Annotated in this window: 14 protein-coding genes and 1 pseudogene; 5 read left to right on the forward strand and 10 right to left on the reverse strand. The window is 69.5% G+C overall.

Annotated elements, in window-relative coordinates; all coding sequences use genetic code 11:
* Positions 1–46 precede the first annotated feature (46 nt).
* The 4 genes from FCI23_RS17285 to FCI23_RS17300 all read right to left on the reverse strand — a co-directional run bounded on the left by FCI23_RS17285 (position 47) and on the right by FCI23_RS17300 (position 3,591).
* Positions 47–400 carry an ArsR/SmtB family transcription factor gene (locus FCI23_RS17285; RefSeq protein ID WP_136724841.1) on the reverse strand — a complete coding sequence of 118 codons (354 nt, stop codon included), beginning with the start codon at positions 398–400 and terminating at the stop codon, positions 47–49.
* Between the two features lie 178 nt (positions 401–578).
* Positions 579–1,298: an IclR family transcriptional regulator gene (locus FCI23_RS17290; protein WP_211265362.1), complete on the reverse strand. Its 720-nt coding sequence runs from the start codon at positions 1,296–1,298 to the stop codon at positions 579–581.
* Between the two features lie 92 nt (positions 1,299–1,390).
* Positions 1,391–2,725: a hypothetical protein gene (locus tag FCI23_RS17295; protein ID WP_136724788.1), complete on the reverse strand. Its 1,335-nt coding sequence runs from the start codon at positions 2,723–2,725 to the stop codon at positions 1,391–1,393.
* Positions 2,686–3,591 (reverse strand): VOC family protein, encoded by a 906-nt coding sequence (locus tag FCI23_RS17300; RefSeq protein ID WP_136724789.1) that lies wholly within the window; start codon positions 3,589–3,591, stop codon positions 2,686–2,688. The genes FCI23_RS17295 and FCI23_RS17300 overlap by 40 nt, the downstream gene beginning before the upstream one ends.
* A 207-nt stretch (positions 3,592–3,798) precedes the next feature.
* Here FCI23_RS17300 and FCI23_RS17305 point away from each other — a divergent pair, with 207 nt between their 5' ends.
* Complete coding sequence (locus FCI23_RS17305; RefSeq protein ID WP_136724790.1) at positions 3,799–4,893, forward strand: acetamidase/formamidase family protein; 1,095 nt, start codon at positions 3,799–3,801, stop codon at positions 4,891–4,893.
* Between the two features lie 242 nt (positions 4,894–5,135).
* On the opposite strand, the gene FCI23_RS17310 is transcribed toward FCI23_RS17305, so the two are convergent.
* The 3 genes from FCI23_RS17310 to FCI23_RS17320 all read right to left on the reverse strand — a co-directional run bounded on the left by FCI23_RS17310 (position 5,136) and on the right by FCI23_RS17320 (position 8,381).
* On the reverse strand, positions 5,136–5,657 hold the full coding sequence (locus FCI23_RS17310; protein ID WP_136724791.1) for an aromatic-ring-hydroxylating dioxygenase subunit beta: 522 nt from the start codon (positions 5,655–5,657) through the stop codon (positions 5,136–5,138).
* Positions 5,654–7,003 carry an aromatic ring-hydroxylating oxygenase subunit alpha gene (locus FCI23_RS17315; protein WP_136724792.1) on the reverse strand — a complete coding sequence of 450 codons (1,350 nt, stop codon included), beginning with the start codon at positions 7,001–7,003 and terminating at the stop codon, positions 5,654–5,656. The genes FCI23_RS17310 and FCI23_RS17315 overlap by 4 nt, the downstream gene beginning before the upstream one ends.
* Positions 7,004–7,103: 100 nt before the next feature.
* Complete coding sequence (locus FCI23_RS17320; RefSeq protein ID WP_136724793.1) at positions 7,104–8,381, reverse strand: MFS transporter; 1,278 nt, start codon at positions 8,379–8,381, stop codon at positions 7,104–7,106.
* Between the two features lie 456 nt (positions 8,382–8,837).
* On the opposite strand from FCI23_RS17320, the gene FCI23_RS17325 reads away from it, so the two are divergent.
* Entirely contained in the window at positions 8,838–9,917 is a 1,080-nt protein-coding gene (locus tag FCI23_RS17325; protein ID WP_136724794.1) for a TauD/TfdA family dioxygenase, read from the forward strand.
* 164 nt (positions 9,918–10,081) lie between these two features.
* On the opposite strand, the gene FCI23_RS17330 is transcribed toward FCI23_RS17325, so the two are convergent.
* Together FCI23_RS17330 and FCI23_RS17340 are read right to left on the reverse strand one after the other, a co-directional pair.
* Positions 10,082–11,248, reverse strand: coding sequence for an FAD binding domain-containing protein (locus FCI23_RS17330; RefSeq protein ID WP_136724795.1), 1,167 nt, complete (start codon positions 11,246–11,248; stop codon positions 10,082–10,084).
* Between the two features lie 737 nt (positions 11,249–11,985).
* Positions 11,986–12,420, reverse strand: coding sequence for a VOC family protein (locus tag FCI23_RS17340; protein ID WP_136724796.1), 435 nt, complete (start codon positions 12,418–12,420; stop codon positions 11,986–11,988).
* A 219-nt stretch (positions 12,421–12,639) separates the two neighbouring features.
* Here FCI23_RS17340 and FCI23_RS17345 point away from each other — a divergent pair, with 219 nt between their 5' ends.
* The gene (locus tag FCI23_RS17345) at positions 12,640–13,578 is read left to right on the forward strand and encodes a MerR family transcriptional regulator (protein ID WP_136724797.1); all 939 of its coding nucleotides are present in this window, start codon (positions 12,640–12,642) and stop codon (positions 13,576–13,578) included.
* A 487-nt stretch (positions 13,579–14,065) separates the two neighbouring features.
* On the opposite strand, the pseudogene FCI23_RS17350 reads toward FCI23_RS17345, so the two are convergent.
* Positions 14,066–14,812, reverse strand: a pseudogene (locus FCI23_RS17350) (transcriptional regulator); the annotation flags it as partial.
* 301 nt (positions 14,813–15,113) lie between these two features.
* On the opposite strand from FCI23_RS17350, the gene FCI23_RS17355 reads away from it, so the two are divergent.
* Positions 15,114–15,323 (forward strand): type II toxin-antitoxin system VapB family antitoxin, encoded by a 210-nt coding sequence (locus tag FCI23_RS17355; RefSeq protein ID WP_136724798.1) that lies wholly within the window; start codon positions 15,114–15,116, stop codon positions 15,321–15,323.
* 3 nt (positions 15,324–15,326) lie between these two features.
* Positions 15,327–15,737 (forward strand): PIN domain nuclease, encoded by a 411-nt coding sequence (locus FCI23_RS17360; protein WP_136724799.1) that lies wholly within the window; start codon positions 15,327–15,329, stop codon positions 15,735–15,737.
* Positions 15,738–15,878 lie beyond the last annotated feature (141 nt).

Here is a 15,878-nt window from a genome sequence, read left to right on the forward strand (position 1 = left end):
AACGCCCGGCCGGTGCTCTTCGCCCGCCCGGCGCTCTTCGTGGTGCTCACGTGCGCTTCGCCACCGCTTCGTCCTCCGCCTCGCGCAGTTCGGTGAGCAGGTCCTGTTGCCCGGCCAGGAGTTCCGTCAGGATCCGGCGCGCGGCCCGCATCAGGTCGGCGACATCGCCTCCGGCCAGGGCGTACACGACGGTGTCGCCGTCGCGGGTGGCGGTGACGATCCCCGATCGGCGCAGGATCGCCAGCTGCTGGGACAGGTTGGAGCGCTCGACCTCGATCTGCGCGAGCAGGTCACGCACCGGCATCGGCCCGTCCTGAAGCAGCTCCAGCACCCGGATCCGCACCGGGTGCCCGAGCATCCGGAAGAACTCCGCCTTCGCCTGGTAGAGCGGAACCGGCACCGTCCTCAACCCCTCTCCTGCTCGATCTCCCCCGGCCCGCCCCGGCTGGGGGGGCAGGCAGACCGCCCGAACCGTCATGCGAGACAGCATGTACTAAATTGAAGAATTCTTCAATTGCATGACGAGCACGGTACGGCGCCGGCCCGACCTCAGTGGGGCAGAACGCCCAGGGCGATCGTCAGGACCGGCCGAGTACGGAGGAGAGATTGTCGGCGGTCCGGATGAGTGCCTGGATCTGGTTCTTGTCGTCCTGCTCCACGGCCGCCGAGGGAGCGATCACCGCCAGGGCGGCCACTGCCCGGCCGGCCTGGAAGACGGGCGCCGCGATCGTGCGGAGGCCGTTGACCACCGGCGACTTGACGGAGACGCCGGTGCTGCGGATGACATCGAGTTCCTCGGCCAGCTCCGGGCTGGCGTGCAGCTCGCGGCCGAGGATCGGTACCTCGTCGGGCTGCAGGTAGGCGCAGAACACCCTCCCCTGGGCGGAGGCGGTCGGGGACAGGCGCGCGCCGAGGCGGACGGTGACGCGGGCGACGCTGTCCGTACTGTCGTTGGAGGCGACCACGATGGGGCACTCCCCGTCCCAGACGCTGAGCACAACGGTCTCCTGGGCCTCGCGGACGAGCCGGTCCATGAACGGCTCGGCCACCTTGACCAGCGGCAGCCCGGCCCGGGCCGCGGCAGCGAGGGTCAGGACCTGCGGGCCGAGGGAGTACACGGACTCCCTCGGGTCGTAGCGCAGCAGGTCCACCGCGCGCAGTGCCTTGGTGTAGCGGTGTGCGGTGGCCTTGCTGGTGCCGAGAACCGCGGTGATCTCGTTCAGTGTGAGCCGGGGGCGGTGCGGGCTGAAGGCGCCCAGAATGTTCGCGGCGCGCTCGACGGCCTGGATGGCAGGCATCGCCTTCTCGTCGGCCGCGCCGGGTGCTCTAGGAGCCGAAGCTTCCGCCATTGCCCTGGTCACTCTCCCTCGTTGTGAGCGGTCACCGCTGGTCAGCCGCTGGTGAGCAGCGGCCAACGCAGAGCCGCTTCCGCATAGATGCGGGCGGACTTTAGCAGTTCCCGGACATCGAGCACGTCCAGCCGCGGGTCGGCCGGATCCGGAGCACTCGACGGTCCCGTACGTACGGTGTCGATGCCGGCGGCGCGGAAGAGCACGCCGTCGGTGGAACCCGTCCAGCCTCTCAGCGTCGGAGCCGTACGCCCGTGAGCGCGCTCCCACACCTCGCGTGCCAGAGCCGCGACGGGCGCGGTGGGCGGCGTCACTCCGGCGGCCTGGACCCCCGCCAGGTCGACGGTGAGCCGGCAGTCGCGCAGCGGGGTGCCGGACAGTGCGGCGACCAGGTGGCGGCGCAGCCGTTCGGCCAGGTGGGTGGCATCGTCGCCGGGCACCGTCATCAGATAGATGTGGACGTCGAGCACGGCGGGCAGCAGATCGGGTTTGGCCGGGGAGCCGCTCATGATGGCGCCGATGCCCGCCTCACGGCCGGTCTGTCCGGCCCGCGCGCCCGGCTCGCCGACGAGTTCGGCCCGCCAGTCCTCGATCGCGGTGCAGACTGTGCCGGTGTGGGCGAGCAGCCCGCCGGGCGGGACGGCCGATTCCCTGGCCAGTACGGCGGTGTGCCGGGTCCGCAGCCGTACGCGCAGATAGGCCGCGCCCGGCTCCTCGTACAGCAGGCCCGGCGGACCGCACTTCGCGACGATGACGGCCGCCGGGGCCGGTTCGGCGGCGAGGTGCGCCGACACGCCGCCCGGCTCGTCGGGGCCGGCGGTACCGCAGCTCGTCAGGGAGGAGCGGTGGGTGCCGGAGCCGGACAGCAACAGCGCGAGCCGGTGCGGGCGGCCGGCCGAGCGCAGGGCGGTTGCCGCCGTGGCGTAGCCGACCAGCGCGGCTGCCGCGGGGGCCCGCGCGACGCCGAGGCCGAAGCCACGCACTTGCCCGGCCTGTACGGCGACACCGGTGGCGGGGTCGGGCCCGGGTCCGTTCACGGGCCAGTCGAGCGAGGCGGAGCCGCCGAGCGAGGTGTCCAGGTGGGAGCAGAGCAGCAACTCCGGTTCCCCGGAGCCGTGTTCACTGCGGGCGAGGAGATTGGCGCCACGCTCGCCGACCGGGCGTACCGACCAGTCGAGAGCGGGCCAGCGCGCCGCGGCCCAGGTGTGGAGCCGCTCCGCACAAGGCCGTTCGCCGCCCCGGGGGGTGGGCAGCGCTGCCAGCACTTCCAGGGCGGCCAGGATGTCGTCGGGAGTCACCGAGGCCAGTGCGTCGTCGCGTAGTGCGGACGCGGTGCTCAATGCGCCCAGGTCCGGTCGTCGGCCGCGGCGCGCCATACGTCGATGTTGCGGGGGTCGCGCTTCAGGCGCCGGGGCCGGTGGGTCTCGTGCTCTTCGGGGGTGAGGACGCGGTGGCCGTCGCAGAGTTCGTAGCGCGGGCCGTGGCGTTCGTCGTAGAGATAGAACGCCAGCGAGTGCGAGGCGGAGTGGTTGACCACGTCGCCGAGGATCCTGACCTGCTTGTACTGGGCACGGGCGCGGCGGCGCATGACCGCGTCGAAGGAGCCCATGATGAAGCAGAGGTGCTCCAGGGAGAAGCGGTCGGCCCGCCGGATGGCGATGCTGTGGTGGTAGCGGTCCTCGCAGCGCAGGAAGGCGGTGAAGTCCTCGACGTAGTCCGAGGCCTGGAAGCCCAGCACCTCGGTGTAGAAGCGGACCGTGTCCTCGTACCTGTCGGTGATGATGAAGGGGTGGACGAGCGTCTGCGGGCGCAGGTCGGGCCAGGGTTCCTCGGCGTACTCGATGAAGTCGGTGAACAGCTCCACGGTGGTGCCGTTGGGGTCGGTGACCGCGAAGCCCTGCTGGCACAGGCCCTGCATGCGCTTCTGCAGCGGAAGGATCTCCAGGCCCGCGGCCTCGGCGCGCAGCCGCAGGTCGTCCAGGACCTCTTCGGACTCCACGCTGTAGCCGACCGCTTCGTAGCGGAAGGCGGTGAGCTCCGGCTCGTGCAGCAGCTCGATGCTGTGGTGCTCGGTGCCCACCCGCAGGTAGGCGTGCTCCCCGTCGTGCTCCTCCAGCGCCAGGCCGACGTGGTAGTCGAGGAACGCGATGGTGGCGGGGAGGTCCGGGACACCGAGGCGGACGTATTCCACGCTGTACGGTCCGCGTCGGCGGGGCGGTGATGCGACGGGTTCGACGGACACTCCGGTCCCCTTCCTCTGCCTGTTCGGTGGGTGCGCGCCTTTCCGGCGTACTCGAAGACTAGGGACGGCCCGAACAGCTCGTCAAGCAATGTGGGATGACATCGCGCAATGCAACACGCATGTAACCTGTTGGCGCCGTCCGGCACTTACGCTCGGCCGTGCCGCCGGTGTGCGGACCCCCGGCTCCCAACTCGGAAAGGCCAGCCCATGCCCGTGCTGCAACCCCACGACGGCCTCCGGACCGGACAGCACTACCTCGCCGCTTCTCCGGAGACGGTCACCTGGGGCCGGCTCCCGACCCCGGGCAGCAAGCCCGTGCTCACCATCGCGTCCGGGCAGACCGTGACCGTCGACACGGTGTCCCACGAGGGACTGATGGAGGATCAGGGGCGCGACCCGGTCGGCTACTTCGGCGGCCACGGCGTCCGCACCGACGATGTGCTCTCCGATCTGGCGGACATCGCCGCCTCGGACATCGTGCACACCCGAGGACCCGACGGACCGCACGTGGTGACCGGTCCCATCCACATCGAGGGGGCCCGCCCCGGCGACGTACTCAAGGTGGAGTACCTGGAGCTGCTGCCCCGGGTGCCCTACGGGGTCGTCTCCAGCCGGCACGGCCTCGGCTCCCTGGCCGGCGAGCGCCCGGTCTCCCCGGAGACCGGCGAACCGGCCCGGATCATCAGCCAGTTCTGCACGGCGGACCTCGACGCCCCCGTCCCCACCGCCACCATGGCCTGGGGAACGGGACGGCGGATCACCTTCCCGCTCAACCCGTTCATGGGACTGTCGGGGGTGACCCCCGGCACCGAGACCGCCCTCAACACCATCCCGCCGGGCCGGCACGGCGGCAATCTCGACGTCCGGGACCTCGGCCTCGGCAGCACGATGTACCTGCCGGTGCAGGTCGACGGTGCCGGGTTCTACATGGGCGACCCGCACTTCGCCCAGGGCAACGGCGAGGTGTCGCTCACCGCGCTGGAGGCGTCGCTGCGTACGACCGTGCGCCTCACCGTGCTCTCCTCGGCCGACGCCCGTCCGGTCGCGGGCGCCCTGGACGGCCCGTTCGGGGAGACCCCGGCACACTGGATCGCCATCGGGCTGGACACCGACCTGGACGAGGCCATGCGCAAGTGCGTGCGCGAGGCCGTCCGCATCCTGGAGCAGGTGGCGGACGTCCCCGGGCACATCGCCTACCTCTATCTCAGCGCGGCCGGGGACTTCGTGGTCAGCCAGGTCGTGGACGAGGTCAAGGGCGTGCACTGCCTGATCCGCAAGGCGGACTTCCCCGCCTGGGCTTAGACCGGCGAGTCACGCGCGGGCCGATGGCCGCTGTTGTGCCGGCCCTCCCCCAGCTACCTCCCCAGCCTTCGGCCGGGAGGTGCTCCCAGGAGGTGCCCCCATCTCGCTTCGCTCGCCCTGCGGAACGCCTGCCCACCACATCGGCCAAATCCAGCCCGTCCGGCGTTTGAGGACCTGGGGTCCCCCCACGCCCGCAGGGCGTAGGGGGCGGGTCTGGGGGCGGAGCCCCCAGCCGCCGCTCGTCAGAGGATGAAGCTCAGCCGCGCGCCCGGCTCCATCGCCTCATTGCTCAGCACCGCGCGCCGCAGGTCAAAGCGCAGCCCGTCCTCCTCAACCCGCAGCAGATGGTCGTAGCGCCCGACATACCGATAGGACTGCTGGTCGCGGTAGCGGTGGATGACAAAGTTCGCCGCGACGCGCAGCAGTGCTCCATCGCGTTCCACCAGCCGCACATTGCCGATCAGGCGATTCGTGCGGGAGCGCGGGTTCTCGGCGTGTGCCTTACGGCTCTTCAGCCGCTTGACCCGGGCCCGTACGAGCTCCCAGTCGTCGCAGACGAAGTACCCGGCCTCGGCCGGGCTCCAGCCGAGCCAGTCGGTGGTCGGCACCTGCATGGAGGCACCCGGCACGAAGAGCGCCAGCCAGTCGTCGAGGCGCCACTCGTCCAGCAGATGCGCCTCGTGGAAGAGGAAGTCCTCCACCTCGGGACGGCCCACCACCCGGGCCGGTGCCCCGGCCGCCGTGAGCTGTTCAGCCGTACTCATACCTGTCCTCCCTCAGTGCCGCCACCGCCAGGCACCCCTGGCACTTCCCCGACCACCCGGCTCCAGTGCCGCCAGAAGCTGCGCATCGCACCCTCGTCGATCGAGCGGCCCTGGCGGCCGGCGGCCTCGTCCGCCATGCCACGCGACATGTCGCTCCAGTCCAGGCCGCCGTCCAGCCCCGCCGTGGCCTGCACGCCGCGCTGCACGGCCTCGTACGCCTCGATGTCGTCGGGGGTGGCGAGGCCGCCAGGGCCGACGAAGCTGGCCATGGTCTTCAGCCGCAGGGCACGTACGCTGTCGGGCTCGCCGGACTCGACGAACTGCCAGGCCCGGACGTCGGTGACCCCGGCGTCGACCGGCTCCAGCTGGCGGATGGTCAGCGCCTCCAGGTCGAAGAGCAGCAGGTTGGGAAAGACGTAGAGGATCCGCGAGGCGTCGGCGACCCGCGCGGCCCGCGCGGCGCCGAGGCGTGCCGACATCTCCGCGCGCTTGGCCTCGGTCCGCTCTCGCTCGGGCTCCCCGAAGCGCGGCTCCCAGATCATGCCGATCCGGCCGTTGTGCCCGGTGAGGATGAGGAGTCCATGGCCGTCGCCGAGGTCGTAGGCGTACTGGTCCTCGTCGGTGACGGCGAAGCCGGTCTCACGGAGATAGCCGACGAAGGTGTTGTGGGTCGGGGCGAAGTGGTAGCCGTCCATGGCGTTCTCCACGGCGAGCTTCCAGTTGCCGCGGACACTGTACTTCTGGACGCCGGGGAGAGTGGTCATGCCCTGCGGGCCGATGGAGGCGGTCATCGAGATGTAGTCGGCGGCGGCGCCGAGGTGGTCGAGCAGCTCGGGCACACCGGGGTCGAAGGAGATGAAGACAAAGCCCTCGTGGATGCCGAGCCGGGGCACCCGGCGCAGGGCCAGGGAGTCGACGAAGTCGCTGCCCGGCGGGTAGGCGGAACCGTCCGGAAGCGAGGCCAGTTCACCGGAGTTGCGGAAGGTCCAGGCGTGGTAGAAACACTGGAAGAGCTTGGTACGGCCTTCGGTCTCCCGGCACAGGATGGTGCCGCGGTGCGGGCAGGCGTTGAGGTAGACCTGCACGGTGCCGGCCGAGTCGCGGACGAAGATCAGCGGTCGGCCGCCCAGGGTGCGGGTCTTGAAGTCGCCGGGCTCGGGGATCTCCGTCTCGTGGCCCAGGTAAAGCCAGGAGTGGTTCCAGATCCTGTCCCGTTCACGTGCGAAGACCGCGGGCTCCCGGTAGGCGGAGCGGTGCACCTTGAAGGTCAGGGCCTCCCAGTCCTGGGCGATCAGGGAGTTGCCCAGTGCCATGGGGGTGCCGCGGTCAGGCAGCGTGGTCGTCATGGATCTACTCCCCTGGGACTCACATATTCAAGATGACATCTCGTAGTGCGAGACAGTCGAACAGCACGAAGTGAGCCCGTCAAGGGGGCCCTGGCAGGATTTACCGGGCCGACCCACGGGCGTTACCGCGCGGCAGGGGCACCACCGAATCCGGCGGCGCCGCCGCCGCACCGCGTTCGGCCCGGATCGGCCCCCGCAGCAGCAGCCGGGCAAGGACCGCCGAGCACATGACGACCGCGAACGCCGGGCCCCAGGAGAAGCGTTCCACAAGAGCACCCAGCGCGGGCGGCGTCACCGCCATCCCCGCCGCCACGGCGGTGTTCTGCACCCCGAGCACCAGCCCCACCCGGCGCGGGTCGGCCAGCTCCCCCACCGCGGTGAAGGCGAGCCCGTTCCAGGAAATGGCCACCACCCCCGCGAGCGCCATCACCGGCACCGCCGCTATCCAGTGCAGCGCGCCCAGCAACGACAGCACCGCGAAGAGCCCGGCCGCCGCCAACGCCACCGTGCCGAGTGACCGCAGCCGCAGCCCCGCCCGGTCCGACCACCAGCCCAGCCCGATGCGCGCCGCCCCGCCGCCCATCTGAACGACCGCCAGCAGTCCGGCCGCCGCACCGGCGGACACATGGAAGCCCTCGACCAGATACACCACGAGGAAACTCACCACCGCGGTCTGCGGCACCACCAGCAGCAGCGAGACCGCACAGAGCACGAGGACCGGGCCGCGCTCCCGCGACGGCGACCGCGACGGCGACGGCCCAGGGGCAACGGGCTTCACCAGCCGCAGCGGCTCAGCCGGCGCCTCACGGACCAGCACGACCACCACCAGCGCCCCCAGCAGGCACACCCCGGCCATGCAGACGAACGCCGACGACAACCCCCACCGCAGAGCCGCCGCCGGCAGACCGACAGCCGCGGCCGCCGCCCCCACCGGGATGGCCGTCTGGCGCAGTCCCATCGCCAACCCCCGCTTGGCGCGCGGGAACCAGGCCAGCACCGCCCTACCACTGGCGGCGTTGACACTCGCCCCGGCGGCACCGGCGGCGACCAGACAGGCGATCAGGGTCACCGGGCGCCCGGCCCGCGATGCCAGGAAGAGCGCCAACGCCGACAGCACCAGTCCGGCGCTCATGACCCACCGCTCCCCCACCCGGTCGGCGAGAATCCCCCACCCGACCAGGGCGAGCAGCAGTCCGGCGGTTCCCGAGCCGAGCACCACCCCCAGTTCGGGGAGGGAGAGCCCGTAGGTGGAACGCAGTACCGGCGCCAGACTCGGCAGCCCCTGGAGCACCGTGGCCGCGGCCGCCTGGGCGATCACGCCTGCGGCAAGCACCACCCAGCGGTAGCCGGCCCCTTGGAATCTCACTGACCGACTCATCGGCTCATCTTGAAATGCGTGATGGCATCATGTCAATCGCTACGGTGATGCGCCTGATTCTGTTCGCGCAGCTGAAGATGCGGCCGAAGATGTCACACCGATGTAACGTCAGACGAGACGCCGTCTCTCTTGACGCGAATCCCCGGCTCCTTTAGCGTGACGCCGAGGCCCGTCGGCCGTAGGAGCACACCATGAAGCCAGCCGCCTCGCCCGGCTACCAGGAACCGCTGCGGATCCGCCCGCCGCGCACGGGTCTGCGCCCCGGCACCGCCGTCGGCAACCCCCAGACCCCGTTCTGATCCCGGCCCGCGTCACGCTGTAGCGACGGACCCGCCTGGGTACGAACACGTAAAAGCGCAGGGGCAGCGCTCTGCCCGACGGCATACCGCTCGCGACGCCGCATACCCGCCCCGCCCTTCCCCCCGGACCGCCACCGGCACATCGGAGCGCCTCACCATGACCACAGCCCTTGACCTCTCCCCCGTCTCCGGCCCCTCCGCCTGGCGCGGCGACCAGCTCGCCGGTTCCACCGAGTGGATCTACCGCCTCGGCGACGCCGAACTCGCCGAACTGGAGGCAGTCGGCCGCCGGTTCCTCGCCGACGACCCGGACCTGCGTACCGTCACCGCCGACGACTACCCCCTCCCCGCCTGCGCCGGCCTCACCGAGGAGTGCGCCCGCCAGATGGACTCCGGCCGCGGCTTCATCCTCGTACGCGGCCTGCGCACCGAGGAGTACGGAGACGCGCTGGCCGGCGCGGTCTTCTTCATCATGGGCCTGCACCTCGGCACCCCGATGAAGCAGAACGAGGTCGGCGACGTCCTCGACCATGTCATCGCCACCTCCAACAAAACACTCGACGACCCGACCGCCCTGCCCTCCCGGGTCCGCGACCGGCTGCCCTTCCACTCCGACAGCTCCGACGTCGTCGCCCTCATGTGCCTGCGCGCCGCGAAGGACGGCGGCTCCAGCAGTCTCGTGAGCGGCACCACCATCTACAACGAGGTCCTGCGCCGCCGCCCGGACCTCGCCCCCCTCCTCTTCGAGCCCTGGCACTGGGACTGGTACCGGCAGGACCACGACGCCCCTGCCAAGACCTACGCCTCCCCCATCTGCTCCTACGTCGACGGCATCTTCAGCACCTACGCCGGAATGTCAATGATCTTCTCCGCGCAGGACTACCCCGAGATACCCCGCCTGACGGAGGACCAGATCACCCTCCTCCACCTCTTCGACGAGATCTCCCAGCAGCCCGGACTCGCCCTCGACATGGACTTCCAGCCCGGCGACGTCCAGTGGCTGCTCAACTACGCCGCCCTCCACTCCCGCACCGGCTACGTCGACTTCCCCGAACCCGAGCGCCGCCGCCACCTCCTCCGCCTCTGGCTCAAGCGCGACGTCGGCCGCCCCCTCGTCCCCGGCTTCGGCAAGAACGTCGTCAAGGCCCGCGGCGAGGAGCGCGAGGAGGCCGTCAAGGAGGGCGGCCGCTTCCGGATCGCGGACGCCGTGGTGCCCAACTTCGACTGGGGCAACTGAGTCGTCGGGACCGACGTGCGCCGGGCGCTCCGGTCGCGCCTGTGCGGCCACAAGGCGGTGCGCGCGAGCAGCGCTGACATAGGAGCGATCTAGGCCTTCCTCAACGCCGGAGGCGACACCGTCGACGTCCCGGCTTTGCACCCGAGCGGGCTTGTACCGGCAAGTCAGCAGGGAGCGAAGAAGCGGCGGCCCGCAGGCACACCCAGCGTCGATCTCTCCGCCAGCTCGACACCGGCCTCGGACAAGGTGACGAGGCGGTCGAGTCGTCGTACCTCCCAGTCTTCCAGGGCCTGGGCCGGAAGTGCCTGGGAGGGGGTCCAACCTCGCATGGCTGCGGCCAGGCCGGCGGCATCGCCGAAGGCCTTGGACGTTCCTGAGGCGGTGTGCGGCCGGACCGTGCCCGCGGCGTCACCGATCAGCGCCGCATGGTCAGCCACCATGCGGCGAGCGGAGAGGTCGAACACCGGCTGCATGAAGACGTCTGACAGGCGTACGAGTTCGGCGAACTGCGGTGGAAGCGAGGCATCTGCCTGCGCCGTCACCTTCTCGGCGATCTCGGGCAACAGCTCCTCCGGCGGCAGGAAATGCGCGAAGCGCTTTCCGGAACGGCCTGTCAGGATGTCCGGCAGGTCCGACTCGGCGACGTTCACGTACCAGACCCAGTTGACGCGCCGCGAGCCCTCCTCTCGCTCGCCGTTGGCGCCCGGGACGAGATAGCACAGCATCTGCATTCCACTGGCTCCGAAGAACGTGAACCGACCGGACAAGAGGTCCAGCAAGCGGCCCGGTATCGCGGATTCGGGTTCCAGACCCCGCCAGGCCACGTATCCGGCGTACGCCGGGCGGGAAGCAGCGTCGAGCAGTCTGCGCGTGGCCGAGCCGATTCCGTCGGCACCGACCAGGAAGTTGCCCTGTGCCGCGTACCCGTCGGTGAAGCCCGCGGTGACCTCGTGGCCTTCCACGCGTACGCTGCTGAGCGAACTGTCCAAGCGGTAGCACACTCCCGCGAGCGGTTCCCGGAGCGTGCGGTAGAGGGTGTCCCATGCGGTCATCAGTTGCGGAGCATCGTAGCGTGCGGCTTCGCCGTGGAGGTGCAATTGCTGACGTTCGCGAAGTTCGACGCTCACGGAATGTGCGCCGACGCCCAGCCGGGTCAGCAGTGCCTCGACCTCCGGTTGCATGACGATTCCTGCACCACGTGGCCGCGTGGTACCCACAGACCGCTCGTACACCGCGACCTCCGCCCCGACCGATCGCAGTTCGTGCGCCGCCGCCAACCCCCCGACCGATCCACCGATGACCAGCGCTTTGAAGGCGTTCCCTTCACACATCGCAGACCTCCGCAGCGAGCCCGAACCCTATCCGGCGGACTGAATCCCCAGGAACACGCGGCCATTCCCTTCGAGCGTCGCGGCGTCGAGGCCGTTGATCGACGAGAAAGCGCACAGGATCCGGCTGCGCCGTGTCGAACGGGTAGTCGCTTCCGCAGAGGATTCGGTCCCGTGCGGCATGTGCTGTCAGAAGCCTCGGGGTCATGGGTGACCGTGTCGAAGCACAGCTGGGTGATCGCGTCGATGTCGGTCATCGCCGCGGTGGCACGGGCCGCACTGCAATCCGCGGCGCGCAAGGTGCCGTTGCCGACCTTGCTTCTCGCGAACACAGCGTCGACGAGACAACCTGACACTTTGATATCGGCGACATAGCGACCGTTTCCCGTGAGCAGCCTTTCATCCTCGCGCCGTCTCCGTTACCCCAGAGAGCCAGCCGGGGTCCCGGCTGGTGCGCGGAGCATTTCTCAGCACAAAAGAGCGGCACCTGTATCGTCCGAGTCTAAGCACAGTTCAGGACAGGCGCATGTCGAGCGACCGGCCGCGAGTGCCGTGCTGGCTGCCACGGGGCGAGCATGCCGCAGGGCCGATGTGCCGAGAGTGAAGCCCACCGCCGACGGAGAAGAATGAGTTGGACAGGACTGAGTGGATCCCGCTGGTCGATATCCGGGGGGGGATGATCGATCGCCGGGAGATCGTCAGCTCAACGGCATCTGGAAGTGATCAGCGTTGAGAAAACCTCACTGAGACAACCAGAGTTCATTGCTCTCCGGATCCGCGAGCGTGACCCACGTTTGGGGACCTTGCCTTCCACGGTGCAAGAAAGTCGCCCCCTTGGCGGTCAGCCGCTCGACCACGGCTTCGATGTCGTCGGCACCAATGCGAACGTCCAGATGGACGCGGTTCTTGACCGCCTTGGGCTCCGGCACGAGCTGGAAGAGGATGCGCGGCGCGCGGTCCGTACCATCCGGATGCCGGATCGCCGCGCCATCTTTCCACACCAGCGTGCCGTGATGGACCGTCGTGTCGTCCTCGCTCGCCTGGCCATCTGCGATCATCCGGCGGATGAAGGCCTCGTCGCTCGGCTCCGTCTCCCAGCCGAGAGCTTCAGCCCACCAGTCGGCAAGAACGTGCGGGTCGGCCGAGTCAAAGGTCACCTGCAAGTCATAAGCCATGGGCCAACCTTACTGAAACCCAATGACATTCCTGGCCGCGTTGCGTGCACCGCGACGGATCCCCGTCGGGCACGCGACCTCGCCATCACGAACAGGCTGTTCCGTAGGGCGGCCGCAGGAGCCGATGAGAATTGTCAAGACTGGTGGGTGAGGAGTGGTTCCCTGCTGACAGGCGAACGGGCTTGAGTCTTCGGTAGGGAGAGGCGCGAGGGTGAGGGCATGGACGGCGACATGCTCTACTCGATCGGTGATCTGGCCCGGCGGACCGGACTGACCGTCAGGGCCATTCGGTTCTACTCCGACCGCGGGATCGTGCCGCCGACTGACCGTAGCCCAGCTGGCTACCGCCTCTACGGCATCGACGCCGTCGCACGCTTGGACCTCGTGCGGACGCTGCGCGGCCTGGGAGTGGACCTTCCCACGATCCGGAAAGTCGTGGACCGGGAGATCTCGCTCCCCGAGGTCGCCGCGGCGCACGCCGAAGCACTGGCGGTGCAGATCCAAACGCTGCGCCTGCGGCGGGCGGTGCTGACGGCGGTGGCCAAGCGCGGGTCCAGCCCTGAGGAGATGGATCTCATGCACAAGCTGGCCAAGCTCTCCGAGGACGAACGCCGACGTCTGATCGGCGATTTCCTCGACACGGCCTTCGGTGACCTGAACGCCAACCCCGAATTCGTCGGGCTCATACGCTCGATGACCCCCGAACTGCCCGACAGTCCCGAGACCGAGCAGGTCGAGGCGTGGGTGGAGTTGGCCGAACTGTCCCAGGACCCGGATTTTCGCGCCAGCCTGCGGACCATGGCCGAGCACCATGCGGCCGAACGTGCCCAGGGCAACACCACCGGCCCGCGCCGCGACCCTGCCACCATGGTCCGTGACCAGGCCGGCCCAGCCCTGGCAGCCGGCATCGACCCGGCCTCGCCCCAGGCCGATCCGGTCGTCGCGGCGGTCACGGCTCAATATGCGCACGCCTTCGGCCGCCCCGACGATGCCGACCTTCGGCGTCGGCTGTTGACCCGGCTGGAGACCGCGAACGACCCTCGCAGGGAGCTCTACCTTCAGCTGCTCGCAGTGATCAACGGCTGGCCGGCCCCGGAGAACCTGGCGCCGGTGCTCAACTGGTTCATCCAGGCTTTGCGGGCCCGGATGCCGGCGTAGCGGGCCGCGGTTGAAGCGGACTTACACCGGCGCGGAACAGGTGAACGAGGTGGGCGCCAACTCGACCCGGAACGGGACCTGGGTCTTGGGCTGCTCTGGCACGTCTCCTCCCGTGATGGAGCTGGTGCCTCCGGCCGTTGGGGAATGCGGCTGGAGGGTGCCGGACCTGCCGGGGTGCGGTACGCGCACCGACCGGCTGGTCCTGAGATCCCGGCAGCCAGCCTCGTAGAGGCCGCCGGAACCGCGACCCGCACTGCCCCCAGCCGGCAATGCGGGGGCCTCAGGTTTCGGGCGAGCGACGGGGCTCAGCCGGCTTCGGTTCATCCGCCCGCGCGTAGGGCCGGCTCGGAGGCGTCTCCCAGCCAGCCGAGGAGTTTGCGGCAGGCGCAGGCAAGATCGCGGACATGCCGGGTGGCGGACTTGAGTCAGGTACGAGATCAGAGTGACGGCGCCGGTAGCCCCGAACTTTCACACTTCGGTGAAACGCCTACAGGCCGATCCATGCCGCCATGTGATTGAGGGTGTCGGGGGTGGTGCGAGCTTGGTGCACCAGTGCCTTGATGGTTTCCCGGGCGCCGGGGTGGTAGCGGGTCTGTTGTGGGGCGAGCTTGCGTGCGGTCAGCAGGGAGCCGAGAGCTTCGTCAGTGCGGCCGGTCTCCATCTGCGAGCGGGCCCGCTCGACGTAGAAGTGGGCACGCCGGGACATGGGCCAGCCATTCGGCAGCTTCACTTTCGCGGCCTTCTCCAGGGCGGCCCCGTAGTGGCGCATCTCCACGTCCGCGGATACCGCGTGGGCGGCGACGTTCGCGGGGCCGAAGCTGAGCCAGTGGACATGCTCCGCGTCCCCGGTGCGCTTGGCATAGGACTCTGCCTCGGCGAGGTGCGTCCGCACGGCGTCTTTGTCACGGGCGCGGGCAGCGATAACCGTGGCGCCGAGGTGGAGCTGTCCGGCGACCGCCATCGACTCGATGCTCTCGTCGGCCTGTCCGACCAGGCCGTGGCCTGCGCCGATGAGGCGAAGGCCGATGGTGTGCTCGCCTTCGCGGAAGTAGACCAGGGCGCGCATGTATTGCCGGACGGCGGCGAGCAGCGGGTCGCAGGCGCGTTGGGCGGCCCAGTCCATGCGGTCCAGGGCGATGGTGGACAGGTCGTAGAAGCCGAGCTTGACGGTCACATCGTGGGCGGTGCGGTAGGTGGAGCCGAGGGCTGCCCACAGTTGTGTGGACGGCGCGCGTGTGACCATGTGCGGTCGGCTCAGGGCGCGGTGAAAGCGTTGCCGCTGTTCCGTCTCCCTGAGGGTCTCCGGCGTCCGGCGCGGATTTTGCAAACTTGGCGCACGGGGCGTCCGCCGGCGCGGGGCGTTGCCCGATCTGCTGCACGCGCTCGTCTTGATCACCCGGATGTGATCTCGCTCGCCAGTGGGGTCGCAGCGGCCACTGACCGCCGGCTGATCTGGCGATAGTTCGTTCGATATCCTTGCATCCGTTGGTGCGATATCGTTGAGATATCATGTGACTCTGGAGAGTGAGGCTAGGTTGTCCCGTACGGTGATCGACCTCGATGACGACACCACTGAAGAGCTGATGAGGCTCTACAACGTCAAGACCAAGGCTGCCGCAGTGCGCAGGGCCATGGAGGAGACGGTCAAGTTGCACCGCCGGTTGGAGTTCATGGACGCCATCGACGGTGGTGCGGTGGATCTCACCTACGACGCGCGCACTGCGGGCACCCCGGACGCGGCCTGATCGGTGCGCTACCTCATCGACAAGTCCGCTCTGGCGCGCCGCACCAAGCCGGCTGTGCGGTCCGTCCTTGATCCTTTCGTTCAGCGGGGTCTGCTCGCCGTCACTGGAGCGGTGGAGATGGAGATTCTCTACTCCGCCCGCAACCACCGCGAGGCCGAGCAACTGCGTTACTGGCTTTCGGGCTTCGACTACCTTCCCTGCCCCGACGAGGTGTGGGACCGGGCCAAGGAAATCCAGGCGCTGGCAACTCGTAAGGGAAGCCACCGGGCGCTGTCCATGGCGGATCTGCTGATCGCGGCCACCGCTGAGCGACACGGTGTCACTGTCCTTCACTATGACGAGGACTACGAGCAGATCGCCGCCATCACGGGCCAGCCCCACCAGTGGGTGGTCCCTGTCGGCACTGCCGACTGACGGCTGCTGGGTAGGAGCGCAGCTCATCCGAGTTTTTGGGCTGACCAGCCAGCAGACGTTGGCGGCAGTCCTGCCGGCAGCCTGCAGCTGGACAGCCAGCCGTGCCACAGTCGTGCCGGATCCCAGGGTCGGCTACGGTCA

It is taken from the genome of Actinacidiphila oryziradicis (genome assembly GCF_005047355.1).
Lineage (GTDB): Bacteria > Actinomycetota > Actinomycetes > Streptomycetales > Streptomycetaceae > Actinacidiphila > Actinacidiphila oryziradicis.

Coding starts and splice junctions, on each gene's coding strand:
- FCI23_RS17290 (WP_211265362.1), bottom strand. CDS start 1,298: ATGCCTGCCATCCAGGCCGTCGAGCGCGCCGCGAACATTCTGGGCGCC.
- FCI23_RS17295 (WP_136724788.1), bottom strand. CDS start 2,725: ATGGCGCGCCGCGGCCGACGACCGGACCTGGGCGCATTGAGCACCGCG.
- FCI23_RS17305 (WP_136724790.1), top strand. CDS start 3,799: ATGCCCGTGCTGCAACCCCACGACGGCCTCCGGACCGGACAGCACTAC.
- FCI23_RS17310 (WP_136724791.1), bottom strand. CDS start 5,657: ATGAGTACGGCTGAACAGCTCACGGCGGCCGGGGCACCGGCCCGGGTG.
- FCI23_RS17315 (WP_136724792.1), bottom strand. CDS start 7,003: ATGACGACCACGCTGCCTGACCGCGGCACCCCCATGGCACTGGGCAAC.
- FCI23_RS17320 (WP_136724793.1), bottom strand. CDS start 8,381: ATGAGTCGGTCAGTGAGATTCCAAGGGGCCGGCTACCGCTGGGTGGTG.
- FCI23_RS17325 (WP_136724794.1), top strand. CDS start 8,838: ATGACCACAGCCCTTGACCTCTCCCCCGTCTCCGGCCCCTCCGCCTGG.
- FCI23_RS17330 (WP_136724795.1), bottom strand. CDS start 11,248: ATGTGTGAAGGGAACGCCTTCAAAGCGCTGGTCATCGGTGGATCGGTC.
- FCI23_RS17340 (WP_136724796.1), bottom strand. CDS start 12,420: ATGGCTTATGACTTGCAGGTGACCTTTGACTCGGCCGACCCGCACGTT.
- FCI23_RS17345 (WP_136724797.1), top strand. CDS start 12,640: ATGGACGGCGACATGCTCTACTCGATCGGTGATCTGGCCCGGCGGACC.